This window comes from Marinobacterium sediminicola (genome assembly GCF_022343685.1).
Taxonomy (GTDB): Bacteria; Pseudomonadota; Gammaproteobacteria; order Pseudomonadales; family Balneatricaceae; genus Marinobacterium; species Marinobacterium sediminicola.
Genome location: NZ_CP092123.1, coordinates 2335853 through 2357126, shown reverse-complemented (window position 1 = coordinate 2357126; position 21274 = coordinate 2335853). Strand labels below are relative to the sequence as shown.

19 protein-coding genes are annotated in these 21274 nt (G+C 55.5%); 9 read left to right on the top strand and 10 right to left on the bottom strand.

Annotation, left to right across the window (positions count from 1 at the left end; genetic code table 11):
• The first annotated feature begins 55 nt into the window (after nt 1-55).
• On the top strand, nt 56-2062 hold the full coding sequence (locus LN244_RS10855) for a TonB-dependent copper receptor (RefSeq protein ID WP_239039806.1): 2007 nt from the start codon (nt 56-58) through the stop codon (nt 2060-2062).
• A gap of 85 nt (nt 2063-2147) precedes the next feature.
• Here LN244_RS10855 and LN244_RS10850 read toward each other — a convergent pair whose 3' ends face one another.
• From LN244_RS10850 to LN244_RS10815, 8 genes are all read right to left on the bottom strand, one after another.
• Entirely contained in the window at nt 2148-3608 is a 1461-nt protein-coding gene (locus tag LN244_RS10850; protein WP_239039805.1) for a diguanylate cyclase domain-containing protein, read from the bottom strand.
• The gene (locus LN244_RS10845; RefSeq protein ID WP_239039804.1) at nt 3592-4215 is read right to left on the bottom strand and encodes a hypothetical protein; all 624 of its coding nucleotides are present in this window, start codon (nt 4213-4215) and stop codon (nt 3592-3594) included. Before LN244_RS10845 ends, LN244_RS10850 begins: the two co-directional genes overlap by 17 nt.
• 1 nt (nt 4216) lies before the next feature.
• Nucleotides 4217-4585: a response regulator transcription factor gene (locus LN244_RS10840; protein WP_239039803.1), complete on the bottom strand. Its 369-nt coding sequence runs from the start codon at nt 4583-4585 to the stop codon at nt 4217-4219.
• 80 nt (nt 4586-4665) lie between these two features.
• A complete protein-coding gene (locus LN244_RS10835; RefSeq protein ID WP_239039802.1) occupies nt 4666-5715 on the bottom strand; it encodes a lipid A deacylase LpxR family protein in 1050 nt (349 codons plus the stop codon).
• Nucleotides 5712-6050: a YdbL family protein gene (locus LN244_RS10830; protein ID WP_239039801.1), complete on the bottom strand. Its 339-nt coding sequence runs from the start codon at nt 6048-6050 to the stop codon at nt 5712-5714. The genes LN244_RS10835 and LN244_RS10830 overlap by 4 nt, the downstream gene beginning before the upstream one ends.
• Before the next feature lie 9 nt (nt 6051-6059).
• Nucleotides 6060-6254: a YnbE family lipoprotein gene (locus LN244_RS10825; protein WP_239039800.1), complete on the bottom strand. Its 195-nt coding sequence runs from the start codon at nt 6252-6254 to the stop codon at nt 6060-6062.
• Between the two features lie 132 nt (nt 6255-6386).
• On the bottom strand, nt 6387-8705 hold the full coding sequence (locus LN244_RS10820; RefSeq protein ID WP_239039799.1) for an intermembrane phospholipid transport protein YdbH family protein: 2319 nt from the start codon (nt 8703-8705) through the stop codon (nt 6387-6389).
• A 41-nt stretch (nt 8706-8746) separates the two neighbouring features.
• The gene (locus LN244_RS10815) at nt 8747-9388 is read right to left on the bottom strand and encodes an O-methyltransferase (RefSeq protein WP_239039798.1); all 642 of its coding nucleotides are present in this window, start codon (nt 9386-9388) and stop codon (nt 8747-8749) included.
• Nucleotides 9389-9590: 202 nt separating this feature from the next.
• Here LN244_RS10815 and LN244_RS10810 point away from each other — a divergent pair, with 202 nt between their 5' ends.
• The 6 genes from LN244_RS10810 (at nt 9591) to LN244_RS10785 (ending at nt 14917) form a co-directional block, all read left to right on the top strand.
• Nucleotides 9591-9944 (top strand): hypothetical protein, encoded by a 354-nt coding sequence (locus LN244_RS10810; RefSeq protein ID WP_239039797.1) that lies wholly within the window; start codon nt 9591-9593, stop codon nt 9942-9944.
• 4 nt (nt 9945-9948) lie between these two features.
• Complete coding sequence (locus LN244_RS10805) at nt 9949-10575, top strand: gamma-glutamylcyclotransferase (RefSeq protein ID WP_239039796.1); 627 nt, start codon at nt 9949-9951, stop codon at nt 10573-10575.
• A gap of 143 nt (nt 10576-10718) precedes the next feature.
• Nucleotides 10719-12521: a methyl-accepting chemotaxis protein gene (locus LN244_RS10800; protein ID WP_239039795.1), complete on the top strand. Its 1803-nt coding sequence runs from the start codon at nt 10719-10721 to the stop codon at nt 12519-12521.
• A gap of 64 nt (nt 12522-12585) precedes the next feature.
• The gene (locus tag LN244_RS10795; protein WP_239039794.1) at nt 12586-13032 is read left to right on the top strand and encodes a phosphatase PAP2 family protein; all 447 of its coding nucleotides are present in this window, start codon (nt 12586-12588) and stop codon (nt 13030-13032) included.
• A complete protein-coding gene (locus LN244_RS10790; protein WP_239039793.1) occupies nt 13029-13718 on the top strand; it encodes a response regulator transcription factor in 690 nt (229 codons plus the stop codon). The genes LN244_RS10795 and LN244_RS10790 overlap by 4 nt, the downstream gene beginning before the upstream one ends.
• A complete protein-coding gene (locus LN244_RS10785; RefSeq protein ID WP_239039792.1) occupies nt 13715-14917 on the top strand; it encodes a sensor histidine kinase in 1203 nt (400 codons plus the stop codon). Before LN244_RS10790 ends, LN244_RS10785 begins: the two co-directional genes overlap by 4 nt.
• On the opposite strand, the gene LN244_RS10780 is transcribed toward LN244_RS10785, so the two are convergent.
• Entirely contained in the window at nt 14914-16611 is a 1698-nt protein-coding gene (locus LN244_RS10780; protein WP_275424678.1) for a phosphoethanolamine transferase, read from the bottom strand. The genes LN244_RS10785 and LN244_RS10780 overlap by 4 nt on opposite strands.
• Nucleotides 16612-17074: 463 nt before the next feature.
• On the opposite strand from LN244_RS10780, the gene ftsA reads away from it, so the two are divergent.
• Both ftsA and ftsZ read left to right on the top strand, forming a co-directional pair.
• The gene (ftsA, locus tag LN244_RS10775) at nt 17075-18313 is read left to right on the top strand and encodes a cell division protein FtsA (RefSeq protein WP_239042408.1); all 1239 of its coding nucleotides are present in this window, start codon (nt 17075-17077) and stop codon (nt 18311-18313) included.
• A 56-nt stretch (nt 18314-18369) separates the two neighbouring features.
• Nucleotides 18370-19584, top strand: a complete 1215-nt coding sequence (gene ftsZ, locus LN244_RS10770) for a cell division protein FtsZ (RefSeq protein WP_239039790.1) — start codon at nt 18370-18372, stop codon at nt 19582-19584.
• 135 nt (nt 19585-19719) lie between these two features.
• Here ftsZ and LN244_RS10765 read toward each other — a convergent pair whose 3' ends face one another.
• Nucleotides 19720-21249 (bottom strand): carbon-nitrogen hydrolase family protein, encoded by a 1530-nt coding sequence (locus LN244_RS10765; RefSeq protein ID WP_239039789.1) that lies wholly within the window; start codon nt 21247-21249, stop codon nt 19720-19722.
• Nucleotides 21250-21274 lie beyond the last annotated feature (25 nt).

The following is a 21274-nucleotide window of genomic DNA, read 5'->3' as shown; positions in this document are numbered from 1 at the left end:
GCCTTCCTCCCTAAAATGAGCGGCAAATGTTTTGCAGCTCATACAGGGAGAACGCATGAAGTTCAGCTATTCAGGATTGTCACTGGCGGTTGCTGCCGCACTTTCAACCTGTGCAATGGCGCAGGATATCCTCGAAGTGACCCGCCCGTTGCCGATATCGGCCGTAATCAGCTCGGATGATACCGAAGCACTGCAGGCTGCTCCCGCCAGTGACGGCGGTGATCTTTTGCGGACCATCACCGGTGTGTCAGGCTCCCGCATGGGAGGCCGTGGCATTGATCCGGTGGTTCGGGGACAAAAACAGAACCAGCTGAACATTATTCTCGATGGCGCCTATCTGTACGGTGGCTGCCCCAATCGCATGGACCCGCCGACCACTTATACCGCTGCCGAGAGTTATGATCGGGTGACTGTCATCAAGGGCAACCGCAGTGTGATCCATGGTCCGGGGGGGAGCGGTGGCACCCTGCTGTTTGAACGTGAACGCCCGGTATTCGATTCAGACAAGCCCTATCGAGGCCAGATATCAGCCGCCTATATCGGCAACAGTGATACTGCCAACCTGTCAGCAGATCTGGCGACCGGCAGTGAGCGAGGGTATGTACGCTTCATAACAGAGACAAGCGACGCCGGTAACTATGACGACGGTAATGGTGATGTAGTGCGTTCCTCCTACCAAACTGAAAGCAATGCTTTGCTGGCGGGCTTCAGACTGGCTGACCGAACCTGGCTGGAGGCGAGTTACGATCAGGTGAGCGAGGACGATGTGCTCTTCCCGGGCGCCGGCATGGACTCTCCCTACAGTGATTCCGATACCTGGCGTTTGAAACTCGATCACAGCACCAGCGGTGGCTTTGTCGAGCGAGTACGTGCAGAGGTATACCGCAGTGACGTGAATCACTTGATGGATAACTACTCCCTGCGGACGCCATCCATGATGATGATGGCAGCACCGACCAGTTCTGATACGACTGGGGGGCGTCTCTTGCTCGACAGCCGTATTACCGGTCATGAGCTGCAGTGGGGCATGGATCATCAGGAAAACAGCCGTGATGCATCGGCCATGATTGCCGGTGGCATGATGGCTGGTACAGTGGGCGGTATCCAGTGGCCGGATGTCACTATCAAGCAGACGGGATTGTTTGGAGAAATCAGCCATTACATGGCGAGCGGTGATCGTCTCAAGGTCGGAGCGCGCTATGACCTTGTGCGTGTGGATGCCGGGCGGACGGATGAGGTGTTCACGGGTGGGGGGCTGGCGGGTCAGACGCCCAACGATCGTTATGGTGCCAATGCCGATGACAGCACCCGCGAGCATAACCTGAGTGGCTTTGTCAGCTGGACTCATCGGATCAGCCCGCAGTATCGTCTTGAGTCTACGGTTTCCCGCAGTGTGCGCACGGCTGATGCGACCGAACGTTACATGGCCACCAGCACCTGGATTGGCAACCCCTCGCTGGATCCGGAACAACATCATCAGCTTGAACTTGTGTTGGCCTCTGAAACAGCTGATCTAAGCTGGTCTTTGGCTGGCTACTACAACCGGGTCGATGACTACATTAACCGTACAGCCAGCCTCAACGCCACGGGCAGTCATTACGAGAACATCGATGCTGACCTTTATGGCCTGGATTTTGAGTTGGTCTGGCAGATTAACGAGAACCTGCAGCTGAGTAACGGCATCGCCTGGGTCAAGGGCAGAAATCGCGATGATAATACTCATCTGTCACAGATTCCGCCGCTGACGGCAACGCTGGCACTGGATTATCGACGGGCAGCATTCAAGGCCGGTGTGGACTGGGAGATTGCGGCACAACAGAATGAGGTGTGCCTGGCAGGCGGCTGTAACGGGCTGGATGTTCGCAAAACGCCGGGCTACGGTGTGCTCAACCTGAATGCCGGCTACGACTTTAACGCGTCCGTATCCTTAGCCGCCGGCGTGAATAACCTGTTCGACAAGGCATATGCCTATCATCTGAACCGTGAAGATGCGCTGGGTAACAGTGCACAGGTCAACGAACCGGGACGAACCGGCTGGATGCGCCTGACCGCACGTTTCTGAGCCTGTGGCAGCCATGACTGACTCGGGGCCATCATGGCCCCGATTTTGTTTCCGGATTCATCGGAAAAGCCCGTCATCCGGGAATTCAGGTTACCCGGCTCCAGCAGTTTTTGCCGTTGGCCTTGGCCTGATACATGGCATCATCCGCGTGCGTCAAAAGGGCATCGGCGCTGGTACCGTCATGGGGGTAGAGGGCGATACCGATGGAGGCCGAGACCTGAAGGGTTTGCTGACCTCGCTGTACCGGTGTGCTCAGGCAGCGGAGGATTTTGGTCGCAACCAGACCTGCACTTTCGGGATTCTGGACGGTTTCCAGCATTACGACGAACTCGTCACCACCAATACGGGCACAGGTATCCGTTCCTCTCAGCTGCTGGGTCATGCGTCCCGCCAGCACCGACAGCAGGTCGTCCCCGGCATCGTGTCCATGTTGATCATTGATCTGTTTGAATCCATCCAGATCAATGAACATAAGTGCAAACTGCTGGCCTTCACGTTGAGCGCGGCGCAGGTTGCGGCCCAGGTGCTCGTTCAACAGGCTGCGGTTAGGCAGGCCGGTAAGGGGGTCATGCATGGCCAGAAAGCGAATTCGTTCCATGCGTCGGTGACGTTCAAGGGCAATGGCTGCCAGGTGCGCCATGCGTTGCAGCAGTTGACGGTCGGACTCGCTGGGAGAGCCGGGTGTCTGAGGGTAGCAGGCAAAAACCCCGACGACTTCGTCGTAGGCGGCAATGATCGGCTGCGCCCAGCAGGCGGCAATGTGCAACTCTCTGGCGGTATCGGACCAGTACTGCCAGCTGTCATCCTGTTGGACATCGGGTGTGACCGCCAGGCTTCGCAGCTGAACGGCTTGAGTGCAGGTGGTCGGTGTGCCGCTGAGCATCAAGCCTTTTTCTCGGCCATTGAAACTGGCCGGTAGACTGGGGGCACTCTTGATGGTCAGCAGGTTGCGCGTTTCATCCAGCAGCATGACGGCGGTTGCCGTATGAGGAATCAATTGCTCGACTGTACTGCAGATTTCGTCCAGTGCCATATCGAGCGAATCACCGGTCGCGATCAGCTCCAGAACGCGACGCTCCAGTTTCAAGATTCGTTCGCCAGCGCGCAGGTGCTGCTCTCGCTTGACCGCATTGGTGATATCCAGACACTGCACCAGCGTTAATTCGCTTTGGCTCAACGGCTTGATCAAAATGGATTGTCGCAGAGGCTGTAATTCACCACTGGGCGTACGCCGGTGCAAGGGCAGCAGGCGCTTGTGCAGCTGGTAGGACAGGATACGTCCCATCCGCTGATAACAGGCTGTTTCTATTGCGTCCAGAAGAGGAGCAGGCAGCTGTCCGGGGAACAACTGATTCAGGGTTTGCCCCAGCATCGAGCTTTCGGCAAAGCCTGTGTGGCGCGAGAACCAGCGGTTACAGAAAATGATACGGCACTCGGCATCAAGCAGCAGAACACCTCCATCGAGGCTGTGCAGCAGCTCTGTGCAGTCCAGGTTATCAAGGATTTCGGTCAGGCAGAAACCGGATGATTCAGAGGAGCTCAGCAAGATAGGACCTCAGGGCACTCACAAAGGTGTCGGCAGAATGCAAGTCGATGATAAAGGCAAGGTAGCCTCGCAGCGCACTGTTACGCAGGCTGAAGTCGATTTGTACCAGCATGACCAGGGTGTTTTCGGGATTTCCCTGGTTCAGGTTCAATGTGCCGGACAACTCTTCAGCACTGATGCTGAAGGCTCGGGGTATATCGGTCCTGATCTGCTCGTGCAGCTGGTTGGCCAGTGTCGCCAGGCAGTGGTTGAGCAGGATGTTGCCCAGCTCGGCGAGGGTTTCGTGTTCCAGTTCGGTGATTTCGTCAGCGGTAAGTTCTTCGCCGATCATGGCGTTGACCAGCTCCAGACTACGCGCTTCGGGAAACAGCAGCGCAGCTCGACCATTAATGAAGCCTTCAAAGCTTTGCATTACGCCGGCCAGAAACGGCGGCAAATCCTTGTGGAAAGCCTTCTGCGCCTCGGGTACCGAGATGAACTCCAATCTGGGTACTGAAAGCAGCACCTCGTCACTGACCAGCTGGGAGAGGGCATGGGCGGCGCGGCCGACACCCAGATTCATTAATTCGACAATCAGGTCGTGTTCGTCAGCGCTGAAAAGATCCATATTAATCCTGCTGAATAAAGGTGCCCAGCTGTTCGGCAGTGGTGGGTTTGGGCAGAAAGGCAAGCCCCATCTCTTTGGCGCGCTGGGCCAGTGCATCCTGGATATTGGCGGTAACCAGCGCCATGCGGACTTGCGGATAGCTCTGCTTGATACGTTCGGCCAGCTCAAGTCCATCACGGCCTGGCATGTTGAAGTCGATCAGGGCAAAGTCGGGCGTGTCATTGGATGCCAGCAACGCCTCTGCCGAGTCGGCCGAGTCCGCTTCCAGCAGCGTGATATCCAGTGCAAGTGACTGAATTTGGCGCTTGAGGCTCAAACGGGCGATACGGCTGTCATCAACCAGCAGCAGACTGAGGGAAGTCTTGATCATGGGATACAAGTAAAGTCGCAGATTTAAAACAGAAGTTTAGCAACCTGCGCTGCCGGCGTCAGCCGATTTTCGCGAAAAGCTTACATAGTGTATGAGATTGTCAGGGAACCGAACGTATGGCTGCCATCCTGCTGCTGGAATTGGCGAGTACGATAGATGCGAGCGTAAGACAGCTTCCAGCGGTCCCAGGTGGCGGCGACACCGAATGCGGCGTCTGCAACCCAGGGATTGCGGTCAACGCTGTGGCTGTCGCGAAAGGTGTTGCCGTCCAGAAAAATATCCTGCATGACATAGCGACCGTCGAGCGAAACAAAAGCATGGATGCCCCATTGGTGGCTGAAACGCGGGTCGCCTCTGCCAGGAACGCTGTTGTCGCCACCGGGTCTTAGCGCCGAGGTGCCAAAGTCCTGGGGCAGGTGTTTGCCGATGCGGTATTCGATGCCGGCGTTCAGGTAAGTGGCGACGTTCCCGAGGCTGCCACCGCCGTGCAAAATCGAGTCGTGTTCCCAGCCATGGATCAAGGGCTGGTTCATCCAGCGGTACTTGTGTTCATACACCAGTTGCAGGCCAAGCTCGTTTTCGAGCTGATTGTCCCAGCCCTTGAATTTCTCAAAACCGCGCAGATCATGAATAAAATCCTGCGCTTCTTGAGCCAGCGAGGCGGGTCCGATTACGCCCAGGTTGACCTCAAATGAGTTCATTCTGGAACGGGTCTGTGTATGGTAACCGAAACCGGCATACAGCCAGCCGGCATAGGGGCGGTCATTTGGGTCAAGTGTCGTACGGTCACGGTCATCGGGCGTCAGCATCTGCTGTCCCAGAGTGAAGATCAGTCGCCGACTGACGTCGTCGCCCAGGCTGACAGGTTCGGGGTCCAGTGGAGAGAGCAGACGGTTGGCCGAGCGAAGCCAGTCAGGCAGTAATGGGTCATCGATGAAGCTGTCAATCTCTGGCGATACCCAGGAAAGACGGATGCCGTTGGTGTACTGCTGGTCGGTATCACTGAACAGGTCGTTCTCAAAATAGAAGTTGGCGGTCCAGCTTTTATCGATCTCTTCCGCCTGTGCGGCAGGTGCCAGAGCCACCAGCAGCAACAGGCTGAGATAACCTGGAAGAGATCCTGGCTTCACTTGCGGACCCAGCGACCGTTGGCATCCTGAATGTATTCACCCGCAGGCGTCATTTGCTGCAGACGTTCACCGGTACGCAGTTCCATGATTTCCAGAGAAACTCCGGCCTTACCGGCTTTCTGCTGATAGAGCGCGCGGCGTTTGTTATTGACTTGCTGGACCAGTTGCTTGACGTCAGCGGAGGGTGAAGCGGTAACAATGCCAAGATATCCGGTGCTTCGTTCACCGACCAAACCCTGCGACTTGGCATCGTCCAGAGAGATCGCGTATGCAGGAAGGCTGAGCAGCAGTGTGAAAAGTGTTGCGACCAGAGTGCGAGAGGTCTTGAAAGTCATGTCGGGGCCTCAGAAAAGTTCGCTGTTTTCGTCAAGCATGTCGTCGATTTCCTTGTCGACCTTGACCAGGATCTCATGCTTGATTTTGACATTCAGATTGATGGTGATCGGCTCTGAGGGAGCCGCCACCTGAACCGTTGGAGTGCATCCGGCTGCCAGCAATGCCAGCGCACAGAGCAATGGAGAAAGTTGACGAGCGCGCATCGTTCTTCCTTATTCGGTTATGAGGTGAAATTCCAGCCTGTATTATTAGGACGCTGGCCAGGAGTCCAGGTTCCATTCAACCTCAGCTTAGCTGAACGCCAGTCGAACCAACAGTCCTGCGACAGCAAGCTGTCAGCGCTTGAAGCGGCGGTCAATGGCATCGGTAACATTATCCGTCAGGCGCAGCGTTCTCAGCAGATCGAGCAGGTTTTCTTCGATATTGAGGTTCAGGTCGACCGGGCGTCCCTGCTGCCATTCGGGGTTATAGCCCTTGAGCCTTGCCCGCATGATGGCATCTCCGCTGGGAGCATAGTCCAGTGTCAGGTCCAGCAGTTCGAAGCGGAGGTCGGTCAGTGCGTCCAGCGCCAGCTGAATGCCCGGATTCTGTTGCCCCATCAGGGTGACTTCCGGAGTGGGTTGATAGCGGATAACACCGCCTTCACCGCCACTGATCAGCTGGCCGTTGCGAATGGTCAAGCGGTTGCCTTCGATCTGGATCGGCAGAGCGCCGCCGAGCACGCCGCTGCCATAGAGCCCTTCCTGCGGATAGAGCTCAAGCATACGCTCGAGTTCCAGCGCGGATACGGCGATGCGAGCCTGGATCTCCGGGTGGAGTGGATTAAAGCTCAGCGGTGGCACCGCGATGATGCCATCCAGAGCCGAAAGACTGAATGAGGAAAGGCTGAGCCTGGGAGAGCCTTTGGTGGGAAGGCTAAAGTCGAAGTCGAGCCGAGGACCGAATACCCTGATGCCGCTGTCCGTATGATCGACCTCCAGTCGGCCGTTGCTGCGCAGTTGGCCTGTGGAACTCAGCCTCAGGTGCTGACTCAGGTCGACATCAATGACCCGGGTATGTTCATCCCAGATGAGATTCAACCGTCGAATGGCGGGTTTCGCCTCCAGCGACCAGCCGTTGTCAGAGAACTGTATGTTACCCCGGCCGCTGAGTGTCCCTTGCTGTATGCTCAAGGGAGAAAGGTCGCCGGGTAACCAGGGCTGAAGGGCCTTGTACAGTGCAGGTACTCGGGTTGTGGGCAGCTGAAACTCCATGCGCCCGGTCAAGTCGCGCTCGACTGAACCCTCCAGCGTCATGTGCAGCGGGAGCTGAAGACTATCCACACGGGCCTCTCCGCTGATCCGGTTCGCTGTTCGATCAAGCTTCAGCTCAGCCTGAAGTGCAAGGTCGAGAGCCGGTTGCTGCTCCGGCTTCAGGCTGATCCGGGGCAGGTTGACGTTGAACGGGTAGACGGGGCGAGCAACGTCGCCGCCGTCGATGCGGACCTGAAAGGGGGCCAGGTTCACGGCTGAAGGGGTAGGCAACGCTAATCCGTCGGGAGTCATCTCCAACGCCATTGCCGAGAATTTCCATGTGGCGGGAGTAAGCCAGTGGCCCTCAACCAGTAGTGGCTGAGTCAGACGAAGTGCCAGACTGTTCACTGACAGATTGGATGTCTCTATACCTGTGACTTTGATCTGGCTGTCTTTGTCAGCCATCAGAGAGACGATGCCGCTGTTCAAATGTGCTGATACCTGCAGCCGGCTTGTGCTGCTGGCAAATCCGGGACCGCTGGCTGTGTTCAGGCTGGCTTCGCCCTCCAGCTCGAGTTCCAGCGCATTTAACAGTGCTGACGGTTCAGTGGGCAGCGGGTTGGGCAGGTTAAGGCGAGTGCTGAGCCGCACTTGCCCCGAGGGCTCTGCTACCGGGTGATGCAGCTCGGGTGTCATCAGCTCCAGCCATTCCGGGAGATATTCCGTATCCACCAAGAGGTCCGAGCGCAGCCGCCAGGGCTGCAGCGGTGAAGGTGTAAGCCGGTGGGCGCTGCGCAACAGATAGCGATTGTCCCGGCTCAGGCTCAGGGCCAGATTAAGATCAGGGTCCAAACTCAGGTCAAGGTAGCCCAGTGTTGTTTGGTTGCGCTGCAGTTGCAGGCGTCCCTGCAGCAGCTCCGGCTCAAGGTCCAGGTTTCCCCGCGCTTGCCATTGCGGCTGTCCAGGGGCGCTGTAGCCTAACAACAATTGTGCAATGACCAGTCGCTTAGAGGGCGCATAATTGAACAGTTGAGCAGGCTGAAAGTGCTTCAGCGCAACAGGAGATGTCTGCTGAAGGGGGGGGCTGGGAGCCTGCCCAGAGGCGTTGGCCTCAATGCCCAGCTCTGCCTGCTCGATCCTGAGTTCTTCGATCTGGCCTCTCAACAGCGCGAGGGGATGGAAGCGGATCTCGATATTGTGTGCTTCAAGTTGCAGGCGGTGTCCGTCATTGCGCTGGCCGACACTGATATGATCGATGTGGAGTCTCTGCCAGGACGGGTATTGAATGACCAGCTGAGGGCGCTCGAAACCTTGCTGCTGCAGCCATTGCTGCAGCAGGTATTGAGCGGTCCAGGGCAAGGTGAGCCAGAGCACTACCGGCACAAGCAGCAGGAACAGCAGCCCGATCAGTCCCTTTCGCATTCAGCCTCCTCGAACTCGGCCCTGAGTCCCGGCTTCTTCCGCTAGCCGAGCTTGCGAACGACGTTAAGGCCGTCCCGAACGGTCAGGAACACATTCTCTACGTCAGGATCGGCGGCGATACGGCGGTTGGTTTCGACCAGGATATCATCGATTTCAGACTCGGGCTGAACCACTTTGCCGGACCAGAGCACATTGTCGAGCACAATCAAACCGCCAGGGCGGGTCATCTCTTTCACCCGTTCATAGTAGTTCAGGTAGTTACGCTTGTCGGCGTCGATGAATGTGAAGTCAAGCTCCATATCGAGGCTCTCGATCGTGTCGAGTGCTCGCCCGAAAATTACCTCGATCTTGTGGCCGTGCTCACTGCGATCGAAAAAGCCCTTGGCAAACTCGATTGCACGTGGATTGGTTTCGCAGCAGATCAGTTTTCCGTCTTCAGGCATGCCTTCCGCGATGGAGAGTGCCGAATAACCGGTGAACATGCCAATCTCGAGCGCATTTTTGGGCTGAGCCAGCGCCGTCAGCATTTTCAGTGTACGTCCAACCAGTCGGCCTGACAGTTTCTGCGGCCAGCCCATATTCTGGTTGGTCTGATCGATCAGCTCCTGCAGCAGCGGTGGTTCAGCACTGGTGTTTACGAATGCGTAGTCTTCAATGGTCTCGTCGACGAGAAATTCGGGCATTTGGGTACGACCTGAAACAAGCAATAAAAGACTGCATTCTACCACTTAAGGAGGTGTCTTTACCTCCCTGCCGTTGAGGTGTCGGTGTCTGGACCGACCAGAGAGGAATCTTTATGCGCTCCGAGAACATGGGTTCAGATTTGTGGATAACGAAACCACGGCGGATCTAGTACAATCGCGTTTCAGTCAACGGAGGGTAAGCATGTACGAAGCCTTGTATCTGTTTCTGGCCACAGGCCTGGTGTCAATGTCTGCAGCGCTGAGTGCCGGGGCACTGAATAAGCTGCCGGAAGATCAGCGTCCAGCTTTCATGAACAGTCGCAATGGTCTGGTGGCGGTGATCATGGCGGGTAACCTTGGGGCCTTGACCCTGATTGGGGCGTTGGCTTTCGGGGTGCGTCATCTGGACTGGTGGATTCCGGTCAGTTGTCTGTTCATTACCTTCCCGCTGATACATGTGGTTTTGTTTCAACGACTGTTGGGTGATTTCAAAACGCTGGTGCTGATGATGCCGCTGGTGATAGCCGCCATTGCCGCTCTTTACTACTACTGGTGACGCCATGATTTCTGTTGTCGGGTTCGGTTCGCTACTGTCGGAAGTTTCAGCCCGGGAGACGGTACCGGCACTGGAAAACTATCGTCTGGTGCGAGTGCCTGGCTATCGCCGGGTCTTCGACAAGGTGGGGATTGTTTTTATCAGCCGGCATGGCGAATCGCCTGACAGCCTTGAATTGGCATCCTGTTCAACAGAGCCTGACCCGGCCTGTGAGATTGTCGCTGCTCAGTTCGAGTGCTCTGAGGAGGATTTCCTTCAGTTGTATGAGCGTGAGCATCGCTATCGTTGGGTGGAAGTGGAAACCCGGCATTATCTCAACGGCGAGGTAACGGTCGGTCGAATGTGTACCGGCTACGCCGATCTGGACTATCGCCTCAACAAATGCGTCACCGAAGCCGAATATCATCGTCGGGTCGGGCAATACTATCAGGGGCCACTCTGGCGCAAGGATATTTTGCCCAACCCGCGATACCTCGGATTTTGTCTGCAGGCGGCCGCCAGCCAGGGGGCGGATGTACTCGACAACTTTCTCGACAGCAGCTTTACCGCCGATGGGCGCTCTCTGCGTGACTACCTTGCAGCCCGCCCAGAGCTGATGACAGAGTCGCCGGTCAGTTATTCCTATCGCTGATACAAGCCTTTACAAAACGTTACACCTTTAATCAGAAACTGTGTCACTTTTGGGTTGTCAGTGATCGTAATCAGCATTACTCTTTTTTGCTCAAGCATGGGCGACAGACCCGTTGCACGATAACAATAAAAGAGTGTGCCTTTATGACTCTCTACCGGCGTATTGAAAAAACCTTCTTTAATACACTGACCCGCAAAATACTCGGAAATGTCCTTTTCCTGATCTTTCCCAGCCTCGTGCTGATCGGGTTGAACTACTGGCTGTTCAGTTCAATGCAGGAACTCAACCGCCTGTTGAATACTATTCCTGAAGCGGAATTGCGCCTGACTGAGCTGGCAACGACCACGGGTTGGTTATCGGCCGTGATGCTGGTGATTACGCTTGCGGCGGCGTTATTCGCGCTCTTCTTTATGCGCCACCTGTTCCTTAAGCCAATCGACAGCATGACCCAGGTGCTCAGTGCTGTTAAGGACAAGGATGGTGACATCTCCGCCACTCTGCCGGCGCAAACCTATGATGAAATTGCTCAGATGGCACATAGCTACAACCACTTCTCCGGCAGTCTGAAGCAGATGATCGCCGATACCCGTCAGCGCAGTGTGCAGGTGTCATTGAATGCGAGCCGGTTGCAGCAGGTCGTGTTGAAAGCCGAGAACTCGGCCAAGGAACAGGTAGCCAAGGCGCAGGCGGTCTTCCAGGCGAGTCAGGAGTCCACGACCGCCATTGATGATATCGCCGGCCATACCCAGAACATCGCTGAGCGTAACTCACATAACCTGGATGAGATCCGCGAGTCCACGGCTGAATTGCAACGGGTCAGTGAGCAAGTGGCGACGATGGAAGCTCGCGTACGTGAGTTTCAGCAGGTGGTGGAACAGCTGGCAGACAACTCGGCCAGTATCATCAATATCCTGTCTCTGGTGCAGGGGTTCTCTGAACAGACCAACCTGCTGGCATTGAATGCTTCCGTTGAAGCGGCCCGTGCGGGTGAAGCCGGCCGAGGTTTTGCGGTTGTGGCCGATGAGGTGCGGAATCTGTCGCAGAAGGTCAGCACGGCAACGGTGGAGATCGATAACCGGGTCAATGAGATGGTGTCGCTGGTTGACAGTACTCGCACCGGCGCCGACGTTATCCTGCAGAATGTCAGCGACACGGATCGCTTCATTGCCGAAACCAGCAACCGCTTCAATACTCTGGTCACGGATTTCGAGGCACTCAATGGTCAGCTGAATGAAATCAGTGCGGCGATCGAGGAGCTTTCCTGTACCAACCAAAGCAGTCATGAACAGGTTTCTGACATCACGCGACTGGCCGATGATATTCGTGAAGAGATGGTTGTATCGACCGGCTACTCTCAGGAACTGGATAGTGCAACCGAAGAGATGCAGGAGCTGCTGTCTCGCTTCACGATCGGATATGGCGGCTTTGAACAGCTGATTCATGCAACCCAGGAGTGGGCCAAGCGTACGGAAACGGAACTTGAAGCCCTCGCCGCTGAGGGTGTGGACCTGTTTGACACTAAGTATGTGCGTACAAACCCGGGGCAGTTACCGGAAAAATATGATACTCGCTATGTAGACCGCTTCGAGCGTCGGTTGCAGCCTCTGTTTGATCGTTGTGAACAGGAGAACGAACCTTTCCTCTTTGCCTCGGCGTTTGACCTGAACAGCTATTGCCCGGCACACATCAGCCGTCTGTCCCGACCGATGACAGGGGAGTTCGCAACCGATAACGCAGTCAGCCGACATCGCCGCATTTATGATGGTACCCGGGCCGAGAAACGTCGTGCCAACCATGATTCGCCTTTCCTGCTGCAAACCTTTATCAGGGATACCGGTGAAATTCTGAATTCCCTGTCGGTACCGCTATTCGTCAACGGACGTCGCTGGGGAAGTTTTTGTGTCGCCTTTACGCCCGATCATCTGATGAAAGCCTCCAAGGACTGATTGGCTTTCACGCTGAACTCACGCCGCTGATGCCAGATTCGGGCTTTGCGTCCAGGGAGTTCAGATGTCAGATAATACTTGTGCCCCGTCAATTGGCGGGGCTCGCTCAATTATCCCTGTCCTGATAGCCGCTCTGCTCCTGCAGTGGCTGCTCGCCAGCTACCAGCTCGATTACCGGTGGGCAAAATGGCTGTTTAATCAGCAGGGTGGCCAATGGCTGCTGAAGGAGCATTGGCTGACGGCAGACCTGATACACACGGGAGGAAGGCGTTTCAGTATCCTGCTGGTGTCTGTCTTTATCCTGCTGTATCTCGTCAGTTTCTGGCTGCAGCGGCTGTTGTGCTGGAGGCGAGAGCTGGCCTATCTGTCGCTTGCACCTCTGCTGGCCAGTGCTGTGGTTCTGGTCAGTTTGTGCCTGGCTGGCAAGCTTGATGCTAAACCCTCATCCTGTGTTGCGGTTGAAGGCCAGGATATGATCGGGCACGAGTACCTCCGAGGAGAAAGTAGATGACAGCGCTGACCGTTCTTCTGGCAGAAGATGACCCTGGTGTTCAGGAAGGTATCGCTGACTTCCTTCAGTGGCGCGGGATTGAGGTAGATTGTGCCCGTGATGGCATTCAGGCTCTCAACCTGTGTCGTCAGCATCATTACGATGTGCTGGTGCTTGATATCATGATGCCGCGAATGAGTGGGTTGAATCTCTGTGAGCAACTGCGTCGAGAGGGCGTGACAACACCGGTCCTGATGCTGACGGCACTGGATACCCTGGATGATAAAATTCGGGGGTTTCAAGCCGGTACCGACGATTATCTGGTCAAGCCGTTTGCCATGGACGAACTGGTGTGTCGCGTTAAGGCGTTAAGTCAGAGAGTCTCTCGCCAACACGTCCGCCTGCTGCGTCACGGACCGGTTGAGCTCGACGTAGAATTGCAGCAGGCCCACCGTGATGGTCAGTTGTTGAACTTGACTCCGCAGGCCTTTCAATTGTTGCGCTACTTGTTGGCGCGAGCCCCGAGAGTGGTCAGCCGGAGTGAGTTGGAGCAGGCGATTTGGGGGGATGCTCTTCCCGACAGTGATGCTCTGAGAACACTGATATATCAGCTGAGGACGCAGCTGGATAAGCCCTTTTCTTCTGCACTGATACATACCCGCCGCGGGCAGGGGATCTGTCTGGCCCTGCCTGAGGAGCTGCAATGACGTTTTCCAGTCGAATAATCCTGACGGTCGATTTTTCCACTCTTGTACTCACCAGCCTCTATTGGCTGGTGGGTTGGCACTATGTCGAACAGATCGAAGATCAGCAGAGTGAGGCGTTACAGGGCTTTATAGGGCAACGTGCTGACCTTGTTGTGTCTGGCCAGCTGGATGCGGAGGTACTTCAGTTGATACCCGGCGTGGAGCTATATCGCGGAAATGTCTTGCCTGTTGAAGGTTGGCAAATACCGGATGCTCCTGGTGCTTACAGGGTGGGGCAGGGAGGAACGGTACTGGTGCGTGTTCAGCCGGAAACAGGTGAACGGTACGCGCTATATCTGCCAGTCCTGGAGCGGCTTGTGGCACCTGAAGAATCAGAGGCGGTTGAAGCCTTGGTGGTCGTCGGTGGTGTGCTGCTGTTTACGTTTGGTGCGATGGGATTGACGCTCTGGTTGATCTGGAAACAGACGGTGCCGGTTCGCCAATTGATGCAGGCCGTTGTCGGAGTCAGCCCCGAGTCGCCTCAATTGGAGCCGTTAGAGCGTAGCGATGAGTTGGGTGAGTTAAGTCGGCAGTTTGCAGCGCTTTTGCAACGGACTCAAAATTTCATCCAGCGTGAACAAAGCTTCACCCGTTTTGCCAGCCATGAGTTACGTACCCCTTTGATGACCTTGCGCAGCTCTCTGGGACTGCTGCAGGAAATGGGGGCATCTGATGCAGAACCAATGCAGCAGCGAGCCCTGGACCGAATGGCATACGCTCTGGAGCGTATGGAGAAACTGACGGACTCCTTCCTCTGGTTATCGAGAGAACAGAAGGCTGAGCATGGTGGGGTCAATCGGGCAGAGCTGGAACGGTTACTGCAACAGCAGAAAATACTGACGCCGGCGTTGGGTGATCAGCTGGTGCTGAGTATGGAGGGTGACTGGTTTTGGCCGATTCATCCTTTTGTGCTTTCGGTCGTACTGGATAACCTGGTGCGGAATGCGCAGGACCATGGGCAGGGAGCCATTGAGGTTCGAGCCTCGGGAAAGGGGCTGTCGGTGCGAAACCAGTTGCCGGAAAAAGAAGGAGCAGACGACTTCGATACTGACCACTTCGGTTATGGTCTGTCCATTGTTGAGCACTTGTGTACAAAAGCAGGTGCCCGTTTCCAGTCAGAGACGGCGAACGGGCATTTTCTGGCCGAAATCCGGTTTTAGCTGCCTTGGGTCGTGAGAGTCCCGGCATGTCCTGCCAGCCGGTTCTTGCCGGCTCTGCAATCTGCGAACAGATCCAGTTCCCGTTTATAAACGCTGGTGTTGACGTTCAGCAGCCCGAGCAGTGAGTGTGGCAGGTAGTCATGACTCAGCGGTTGTTCCTTATGCGACTGCAGGCAACTCACCGGTAGCTGATGTGACTGTTGGAAGTCATCCGACAGCCAGGTTATCAAGGGGATTTTTTTCTGCTCTTCCGGGGCAATCAACCAGGGCATGCCGTGCAGGTAAAGGTTGTTTTCACCCAGCGACTCTCCGTGATCCGAGATATACACCATCGCTGTGGTGTAGCGCTCCCCCTGATCCTGCAGCAAGTCGATGATCTGACTCAACAGGTGGTCGGTGTAACGGATACTGTTGTCATAAGCGTTGGTAATGGTTTCCTTCGAACAGCTTTGCAACTGATTACTGGTGCACACGGGAGTAAAGGTCTCATAACCCTTGGGTATGCGTTTGTAATAGGAAGGCCCGTGACTTCCTTTCTGGTGCAACACGACCATCGTGGAACCTGATTGCTGATCAAGCCACTTGTCGAGGCCTTCAAGAAGTTGTTCGTCGAAGCATTCTTCAGTATCACAGTCATGTTCGGGAATGAGTTGTTGGGTGCTTTCATGGGGGACCCGCTCACAAACGCCCTTGCAGCCGGAATTGTTGTCTCGCCAAAGCACGTTGATGCCCGCTTGCTGAAGTACATCCAGTACGTTGCTCTGATGGCTGGCCGTTTGTGCTTCATAGTGCGCGCGGCCCAGCAGTGAAAACATGCAGGGAACGGAGATGGCTGTGCTGGTGCCGCAGGCTTCGACGTTTCGGAAGCTGACCACGGAGCGCGCTTCCAGCTCCGGGTTGGTGGGGCGGGCATAACCGTTCAGGGAAAAGTTTTGGCTTCGAGCGGTTTCTCCCAGTACCACAATCAGCAGGTCGGGCTTCTGACGGCCTGTCTCAACGCGTTGGACGGCATCCATTCCCAGCGGCTGAAATGGTCGGCTAACAGGGTCATAAGCACCGGCGAGATAACGTGCGCTGTAATAAAGGTAGTTCGATGGTACTGCCAGGTTGCGAATTTCCCGATGGTTGCGAAACAGGGATGAGTAATCCTTGTACAGCAGAGCAGTATTGAGACCGATCAACGTGATGCAAAACAGCAGACTCAGGCCCTGAGCGGTGAGCTGGGATTTGAGGGTGGTTCGTCTGATCGGAACCAGCATTACGATCACGGCTGGCAAGAGTCCTTTGAACAGCAGATGGCTGACAAGCTCAGTGCTGATTAGATCAGAGGCTTCAGCAGCGTCGGTTTCGAACAGATTTTGTACCATGCTCTTGTCAATCAGGATGCCGTAGCTTTCCATGAAGTAATTGACAGCGGCAGCACTGAGCAGCAGAAAAATGGCCAGAGGTTTGACCAGCCTTGGCCAGGCCATAGACCCGATAAAAAGCTGTATCACGGCTGCGAGAAAGCTCAGGAAGGCAGTCGCAAAGAGCCAGCGGTCTGTTACCGATTCGTACGGTTGATCAAGGATCAACTGCCAGAGAGGCTCATTGTAGAACAGACAAAGCATCAAGGTGATGCAGACACTCATTGAAACAGGGTGCAGAGCAGTAGGCCATATACGGAGTGCGGGTGCTGAACATTTTTTTGTCATGGTTTTGTCCCGAAAAGCACGATCTGTACAGTTTCGGCCAGCCTGTGTGAGCGCAACGTGAAAGTTCAGAAAAACTAAAATCGATCGTTAAAATCAATATCTAATTTTGATTTATTCGCGTCTAATCAAAATAAAAAAATGATCAATCATCGTTATTCAGGATCTGGTCTTGCAGCATGAAAATGTACGGGACTGATTCTTTTGCTGCCGTGGGCGGCAAAAACATGCAGTCCTTGGCAAAATATCTGACTGAAAATTAAAGAAAAAAGCTAAATTGCGGCAAAAGGTTGCCGATATATACGGGTAATTGATTGTTGATTTTTTGACCATGTAGCGGCGATACTTAGTATTAATCAATATGCATTCCGGTGGGGAAATAATCTGGCCCGGTTTTTGCGTATAATCTGCATGGTATTTGCCCTTTTGCAGGCTCAGACAGGGATAACCGGTGACAACACATAACATGATCGTCGCACTCGATATCGGCACCTCTAAAGTGGTGTGCCTGGTCGGTGAACAGACGCCGCAGGGTACGATCGAAATAATCGGTGTCGGTTCTCACCCGTCGCGCGGGCTGAAGCGAGGGGTGGTGGTCAATATTGAGTCTACGGTGACCTCGATCCAGAGAGCGGTAGAAGAGGCCGAACTCATGGCCGGGTGCAAGATCCACGGTGTGACCGTGGGTATCGCCGGCAGTCACATCGGCAGCTACAACTCCCACGGCATTGTTGCGGTGCGTGATCGCGAAGTCTCTGACTATGACCTGGAGCGAGTGATTGATGCTGCGCGTGCTGTGGCCATTCCGGCTGACCAGAAAATACTGCACATTCTGCCTCAGGAATATGTGATCGATAATCAGGAGGGGATCAAGGAACCTCTTGGAATGTCCTGCGTTCGTCTCGAGGCACGCGCTCATCTGGTGACGGGAGCAACGAACGCGATCCAGAACCTGGAAAAATGTGTGCGTCGCTGCGGTTTGGAGGTCGATGCTGTTGTGCTTGAGCAGTTGGCATCAAGCTACGCCGTGCTGACTGAGGATGAAAAGGACCTGGGCGTCTGCATGGTCGATATCGGCGGCGGTACGACCGATATCGCCGTATTTACGGGTGGGGCGATTCGGCATACCGCGGTGATCCCGATTGCCGGTGATCAGGTGACCAGTGATATTGCGATGGCGTTGCGTACGCCTACGCAGCATGCCGAACAAATCAAGATGAAATACGCTTGCGCACTGGCCCAGCTTGCTCATGCGGATGAAATGATCAAGGTGCCCAGTGTGGGCGACCGTCCGGCGCGAAACCTGTCCCGCCAGGCGCTTGCTGAGGTGGTGGAGCCGCGTTACGAGGAACTGTTCTCTTTGGTGCAGGCCGAGTTGCGTCGAAGCGGTTTTGAGGACCTCGTGGCGGCGGGTATCGTGCTGACCGGTGGAACCTCCAAGATGGAAGGGGCGGTCGAGCTGGCCGAAGAGATCTTCCATATGCCGGTTCGCCTGGCCCGACCGCAGGGGGTGCGTGGCATGGAAGAACAGCTGAGTAATCCAATTTATGCGACCGGTATAGGGTTGCTGCATTATGCTCGGCAGGATCTTGAGCCTGTTGGATCAATCACTGAACGAAATGACTTTGTCGAGGCTGCGCCGGTAGCGGTGAGCCGAGATAACCTGCTGGTCAGATTCAAAAACTGGCTGCAGGGTAACTATTGAGTATTAAAGGATACCTGCCACCCAAGAGTGGGATCCTTGCAGGAGAGGGGCTAAAAATGTTTGAACTCGTCGATAGTGTACCGCAGAGCGCTGTAATTAAAGTCGTGGGTGTTGGTGGTGGCGGTGGTAATGCCGTTAATCACATGGTGAGCACGGATCTGGAGGGAGTCGAGTTCATCTGCGCCAATACGGACGCTCAGGCGCTTAACAACATGGTGGCCAAGACAGCTCTGCACATCGGTGGTGAGCTGACCAAAGGGCTGGGAGCAGGTGCCAATCCGGAAATTGGTCGTCAGGCGGCGATCGAGGACCGTGAGCGTATCGCTTCGGCGCTGTCGGGTGCTGATATGGTCTTCATTACTGCAGGCATGGGTGGTGGTACCGGTACAGGTGCGGCGCCTATCGTTGCAGAAGTGGCCAAGGAGCTGGGTATCCTGACCGTAGCGGTGGTGACCAAGCCGTTCCCGTTCGAAGGCCGTCGCCGCAAGAAGGTGGCTGAAGAGGGGATTCGTGAGCTGCAGGAGCATGTGGATTCGCTGATCATCATCCCGAACGAAAAACTGCTGCCCGTACTGGGCAAAAACTGCAGTCTGGTAAGTGCTTTCGGTACTGCCAATGACGTGCTTAAGGGTGCTGTTCAGGGTATCGCTGACCTGATTATCCGCCCGGGTATGATCAACGTTGACTTTGCTGACGTGCGTACCGTGATGTCCGAGATGGGCATGGCGATGATGGGCACAGGTGTTGCTCGTGGTGAGAACCGTGCTCGTGAAGCGGCCGAGGCGGCGATCAACAGCCCGCTGCTGGAAGACATCGATCTCAAGGGTGCCAGTGGTGTGCTGGTCAACATCACGGCAGGCCTGGACCTGAGCCTTGGTGAGTTCTCTGAAGTGGGTGATCTGGTTGAAGAGTATGCCCACGAAGATGCCACTGTGGTCGTGGGTACCGTTATTGATCCGGAACTGACCGATGAGCTGAAGGTGACCGTGGTCGCCACCGGTCTGGCACGTGCACATGCTGCCGAGTCTCGTGTGGTCAACGGTGGTACGACAGCTTCTGCTTCTCCGCGTCAGTCGGCTCCAACTACTGACTTCAGCCAGCTGGAACTGCCGACAGTACTGCGTAATCGTCAGCCTGAAGACAAGCCGCGTGCGGTTGCGGTAGAAGGTAAATCCGAACCGGTGGCCGAAGCCGCGGTGGTCAAGAAAACCGGAACCGATGATATGGACTTTCTGGACATCCCGGCGTTCCTGCGCCGTCAGGCCGACTGATATTTGCCCCGGGGTGACCGGGGACAACCTCCTGCTTTTTACCCGCCCGGCCTATGGCCCGGCGGGTTTTTTGCTGACCGCTCTAGAGTATTCCTGGTGGGGGCACAGCCCGGGAATGTCCCGATAAAGTTTGTTTCATAGCTCGTGACGCCATTTGAGCCGATACAGGTCTTTGCGTCGGTCCTTGAGGTTGGTGACAGAGCCTTCGTTCCGGATCACGCGGATTTGGTCCAGATCCAGGTCCGAGAACATGATCATCTCGGTGTTGGGTGTGGTTTCCGACATTACGGCGTCGTGCGGAAAGGCGAAGTCCGAAGGCGAAAAGACCGCGGACTGAGCATACTGTACATCCAGGCTCTCGACCGAAGGCAGGTTGCCGACGCTGCCGCAAATGACCGTGTAGCATTCATTTTCGATAGCGCGTGCCTGCGCGCAGTGACGCACTCGGAGGTAGCCGTTCTTGGTGTCTGTCCAGAACGGTACAAACAGAATGTCCATGTCCTGATCCGACAGCAGGCGTGCAAGTTCTGGAAATTCAACGTCGTAGCAGATCAGGATGCCGACTCGGCCAGCATCGGTTTCGAACACTCTAAGCTGGTTGCCTCCCTTGATCACCCAGTCGCGCCGTTCATGCGGAGTGATGTGGAGTTTTCGCTGCTCTTCAACCGTGCCATCGCGGCGGCACAGATAGCTGACGTTGAAGAGGTTATCGCCTTCGAGCAGCGGCATGGAACCGGTGACGATGTTGATGTTGTAGCTGACCGCAAAGTGGGACATTTCATTGCGGAAGCGCTCGGTAAAGCCGGCGAGGAAACGAATAGCACTGGTCTGGTTGGTCTGGTCGGTGAGCCCCATCAGTGGCGCGTTGAAAAACTCGGGGAAGAGGGCGAAGTCGCTCTGGTATTCAGACAGGGTGTCAACGAAGTACTCCACTTGCTTCAGAAGCTCTTCAACTGATTCTACTTCGCGCATTTGCCATTGAATGGCGCCTATTCTGACTCGGCTCGGGCGGCTGCTGATCACCGTTTCCTCAGGCTCGAACAGAATGTTGTTCCATTCCAGCAGGGTGGCGTAGCCCTTGGATTTAGCGTCTTCAGGGAGGTAGCTGCCCAGCAGGCGCTTAACCTGAAAGTTATTGGATAACTGGAAAGTCAGAATGGGGTCGTAGATTTCACGCTGGCGGACCTTGCCGATATATTCACTGGCGGTCAGCTCCTTGGCGTGCTTGTAGTAGTTGGGAATGCGTCCACCGGCCAGTATGGCTCTGAGGTTGTACTGTCGACACAGCTCCTTGCGGGCTTCGTACAGGCGGCGTCCCAAGCGGAAGCCACGGTAGTCCGGGTGAATGAGCACATCCAGGCCGTAGAGGGCATCGCCCTCGGGGTCATTAAGGATGGTCATGCGTTTGCCGATCAGGTCGTCGTAAGAGTGGGGGTTGCTGAAACGGTCATAGCGAACCTGGACGGTCAAGGCGATACCGGCCAGCTCTTCGCCGTCGAAGACGCAGATCTGACCTTCGGGGAAATCGTCAATCAGCTTGCTGACTGTGTGTTCTGGCCAGGCGCCACCGATGTCCTCGTAAACCTGATCCATCAATGCCTGGAGCCTTGGGTAATCATTATGCTCGAGGTTGCGGGTGACCAGATGCATATCTTCGATGCGCATTCTCAATCCTCTTCAAGAGATTCCG

Coding starts and splice junctions, on each gene's coding strand:
- LN244_RS10855 (WP_239039806.1), top strand. CDS start 56: ATGAAGTTCAGCTATTCAGGATTGTCACTGGCGGTTGCTGCCGCACTT.
- LN244_RS10845 (WP_239039804.1), bottom strand. CDS start 4,215: ATGGATCTTTTCAGCGCTGACGAACACGACCTGATTGTCGAATTAATG.
- LN244_RS10840 (WP_239039803.1), bottom strand. CDS start 4,585: ATGATCAAGACTTCCCTCAGTCTGCTGCTGGTTGATGACAGCCGTATC.
- LN244_RS10830 (WP_239039801.1), bottom strand. CDS start 6,050: ATGACTTTCAAGACCTCTCGCACTCTGGTCGCAACACTTTTCACACTG.
- LN244_RS10825 (WP_239039800.1), bottom strand. CDS start 6,254: ATGCGCGCTCGTCAACTTTCTCCATTGCTCTGTGCGCTGGCATTGCTG.
- LN244_RS10820 (WP_239039799.1), bottom strand. CDS start 8,705: ATGCGAAAGGGACTGATCGGGCTGCTGTTCCTGCTGCTTGTGCCGGTA.
- LN244_RS10815 (WP_239039798.1), bottom strand. CDS start 9,388: ATGCCCGAATTTCTCGTCGACGAGACCATTGAAGACTACGCATTCGTA.
- LN244_RS10810 (WP_239039797.1), top strand. CDS start 9,591: ATGTACGAAGCCTTGTATCTGTTTCTGGCCACAGGCCTGGTGTCAATG.
- LN244_RS10805 (WP_239039796.1), top strand. CDS start 9,949: ATGATTTCTGTTGTCGGGTTCGGTTCGCTACTGTCGGAAGTTTCAGCC.
- LN244_RS10800 (WP_239039795.1), top strand. CDS start 10,719: ATGACTCTCTACCGGCGTATTGAAAAAACCTTCTTTAATACACTGACC.
- LN244_RS10795 (WP_239039794.1), top strand. CDS start 12,586: ATGTCAGATAATACTTGTGCCCCGTCAATTGGCGGGGCTCGCTCAATT.
- LN244_RS10790 (WP_239039793.1), top strand. CDS start 13,029: ATGACAGCGCTGACCGTTCTTCTGGCAGAAGATGACCCTGGTGTTCAG.
- LN244_RS10785 (WP_239039792.1), top strand. CDS start 13,715: ATGACGTTTTCCAGTCGAATAATCCTGACGGTCGATTTTTCCACTCTT.
- LN244_RS10780 (WP_275424678.1), bottom strand. CDS start 16,611: ATGACAAAAAAATGTTCAGCACCCGCACTCCGTATATGGCCTACTGCT.
- ftsA (WP_239042408.1), top strand. CDS start 17,075: ATGATCGTCGCACTCGATATCGGCACCTCTAAAGTGGTGTGCCTGGTC.
- ftsZ (WP_239039790.1), top strand. CDS start 18,370: ATGTTTGAACTCGTCGATAGTGTACCGCAGAGCGCTGTAATTAAAGTC.
- LN244_RS10765 (WP_239039789.1), bottom strand. CDS start 21,249: ATGCGCATCGAAGATATGCATCTGGTCACCCGCAACCTCGAGCATAAT.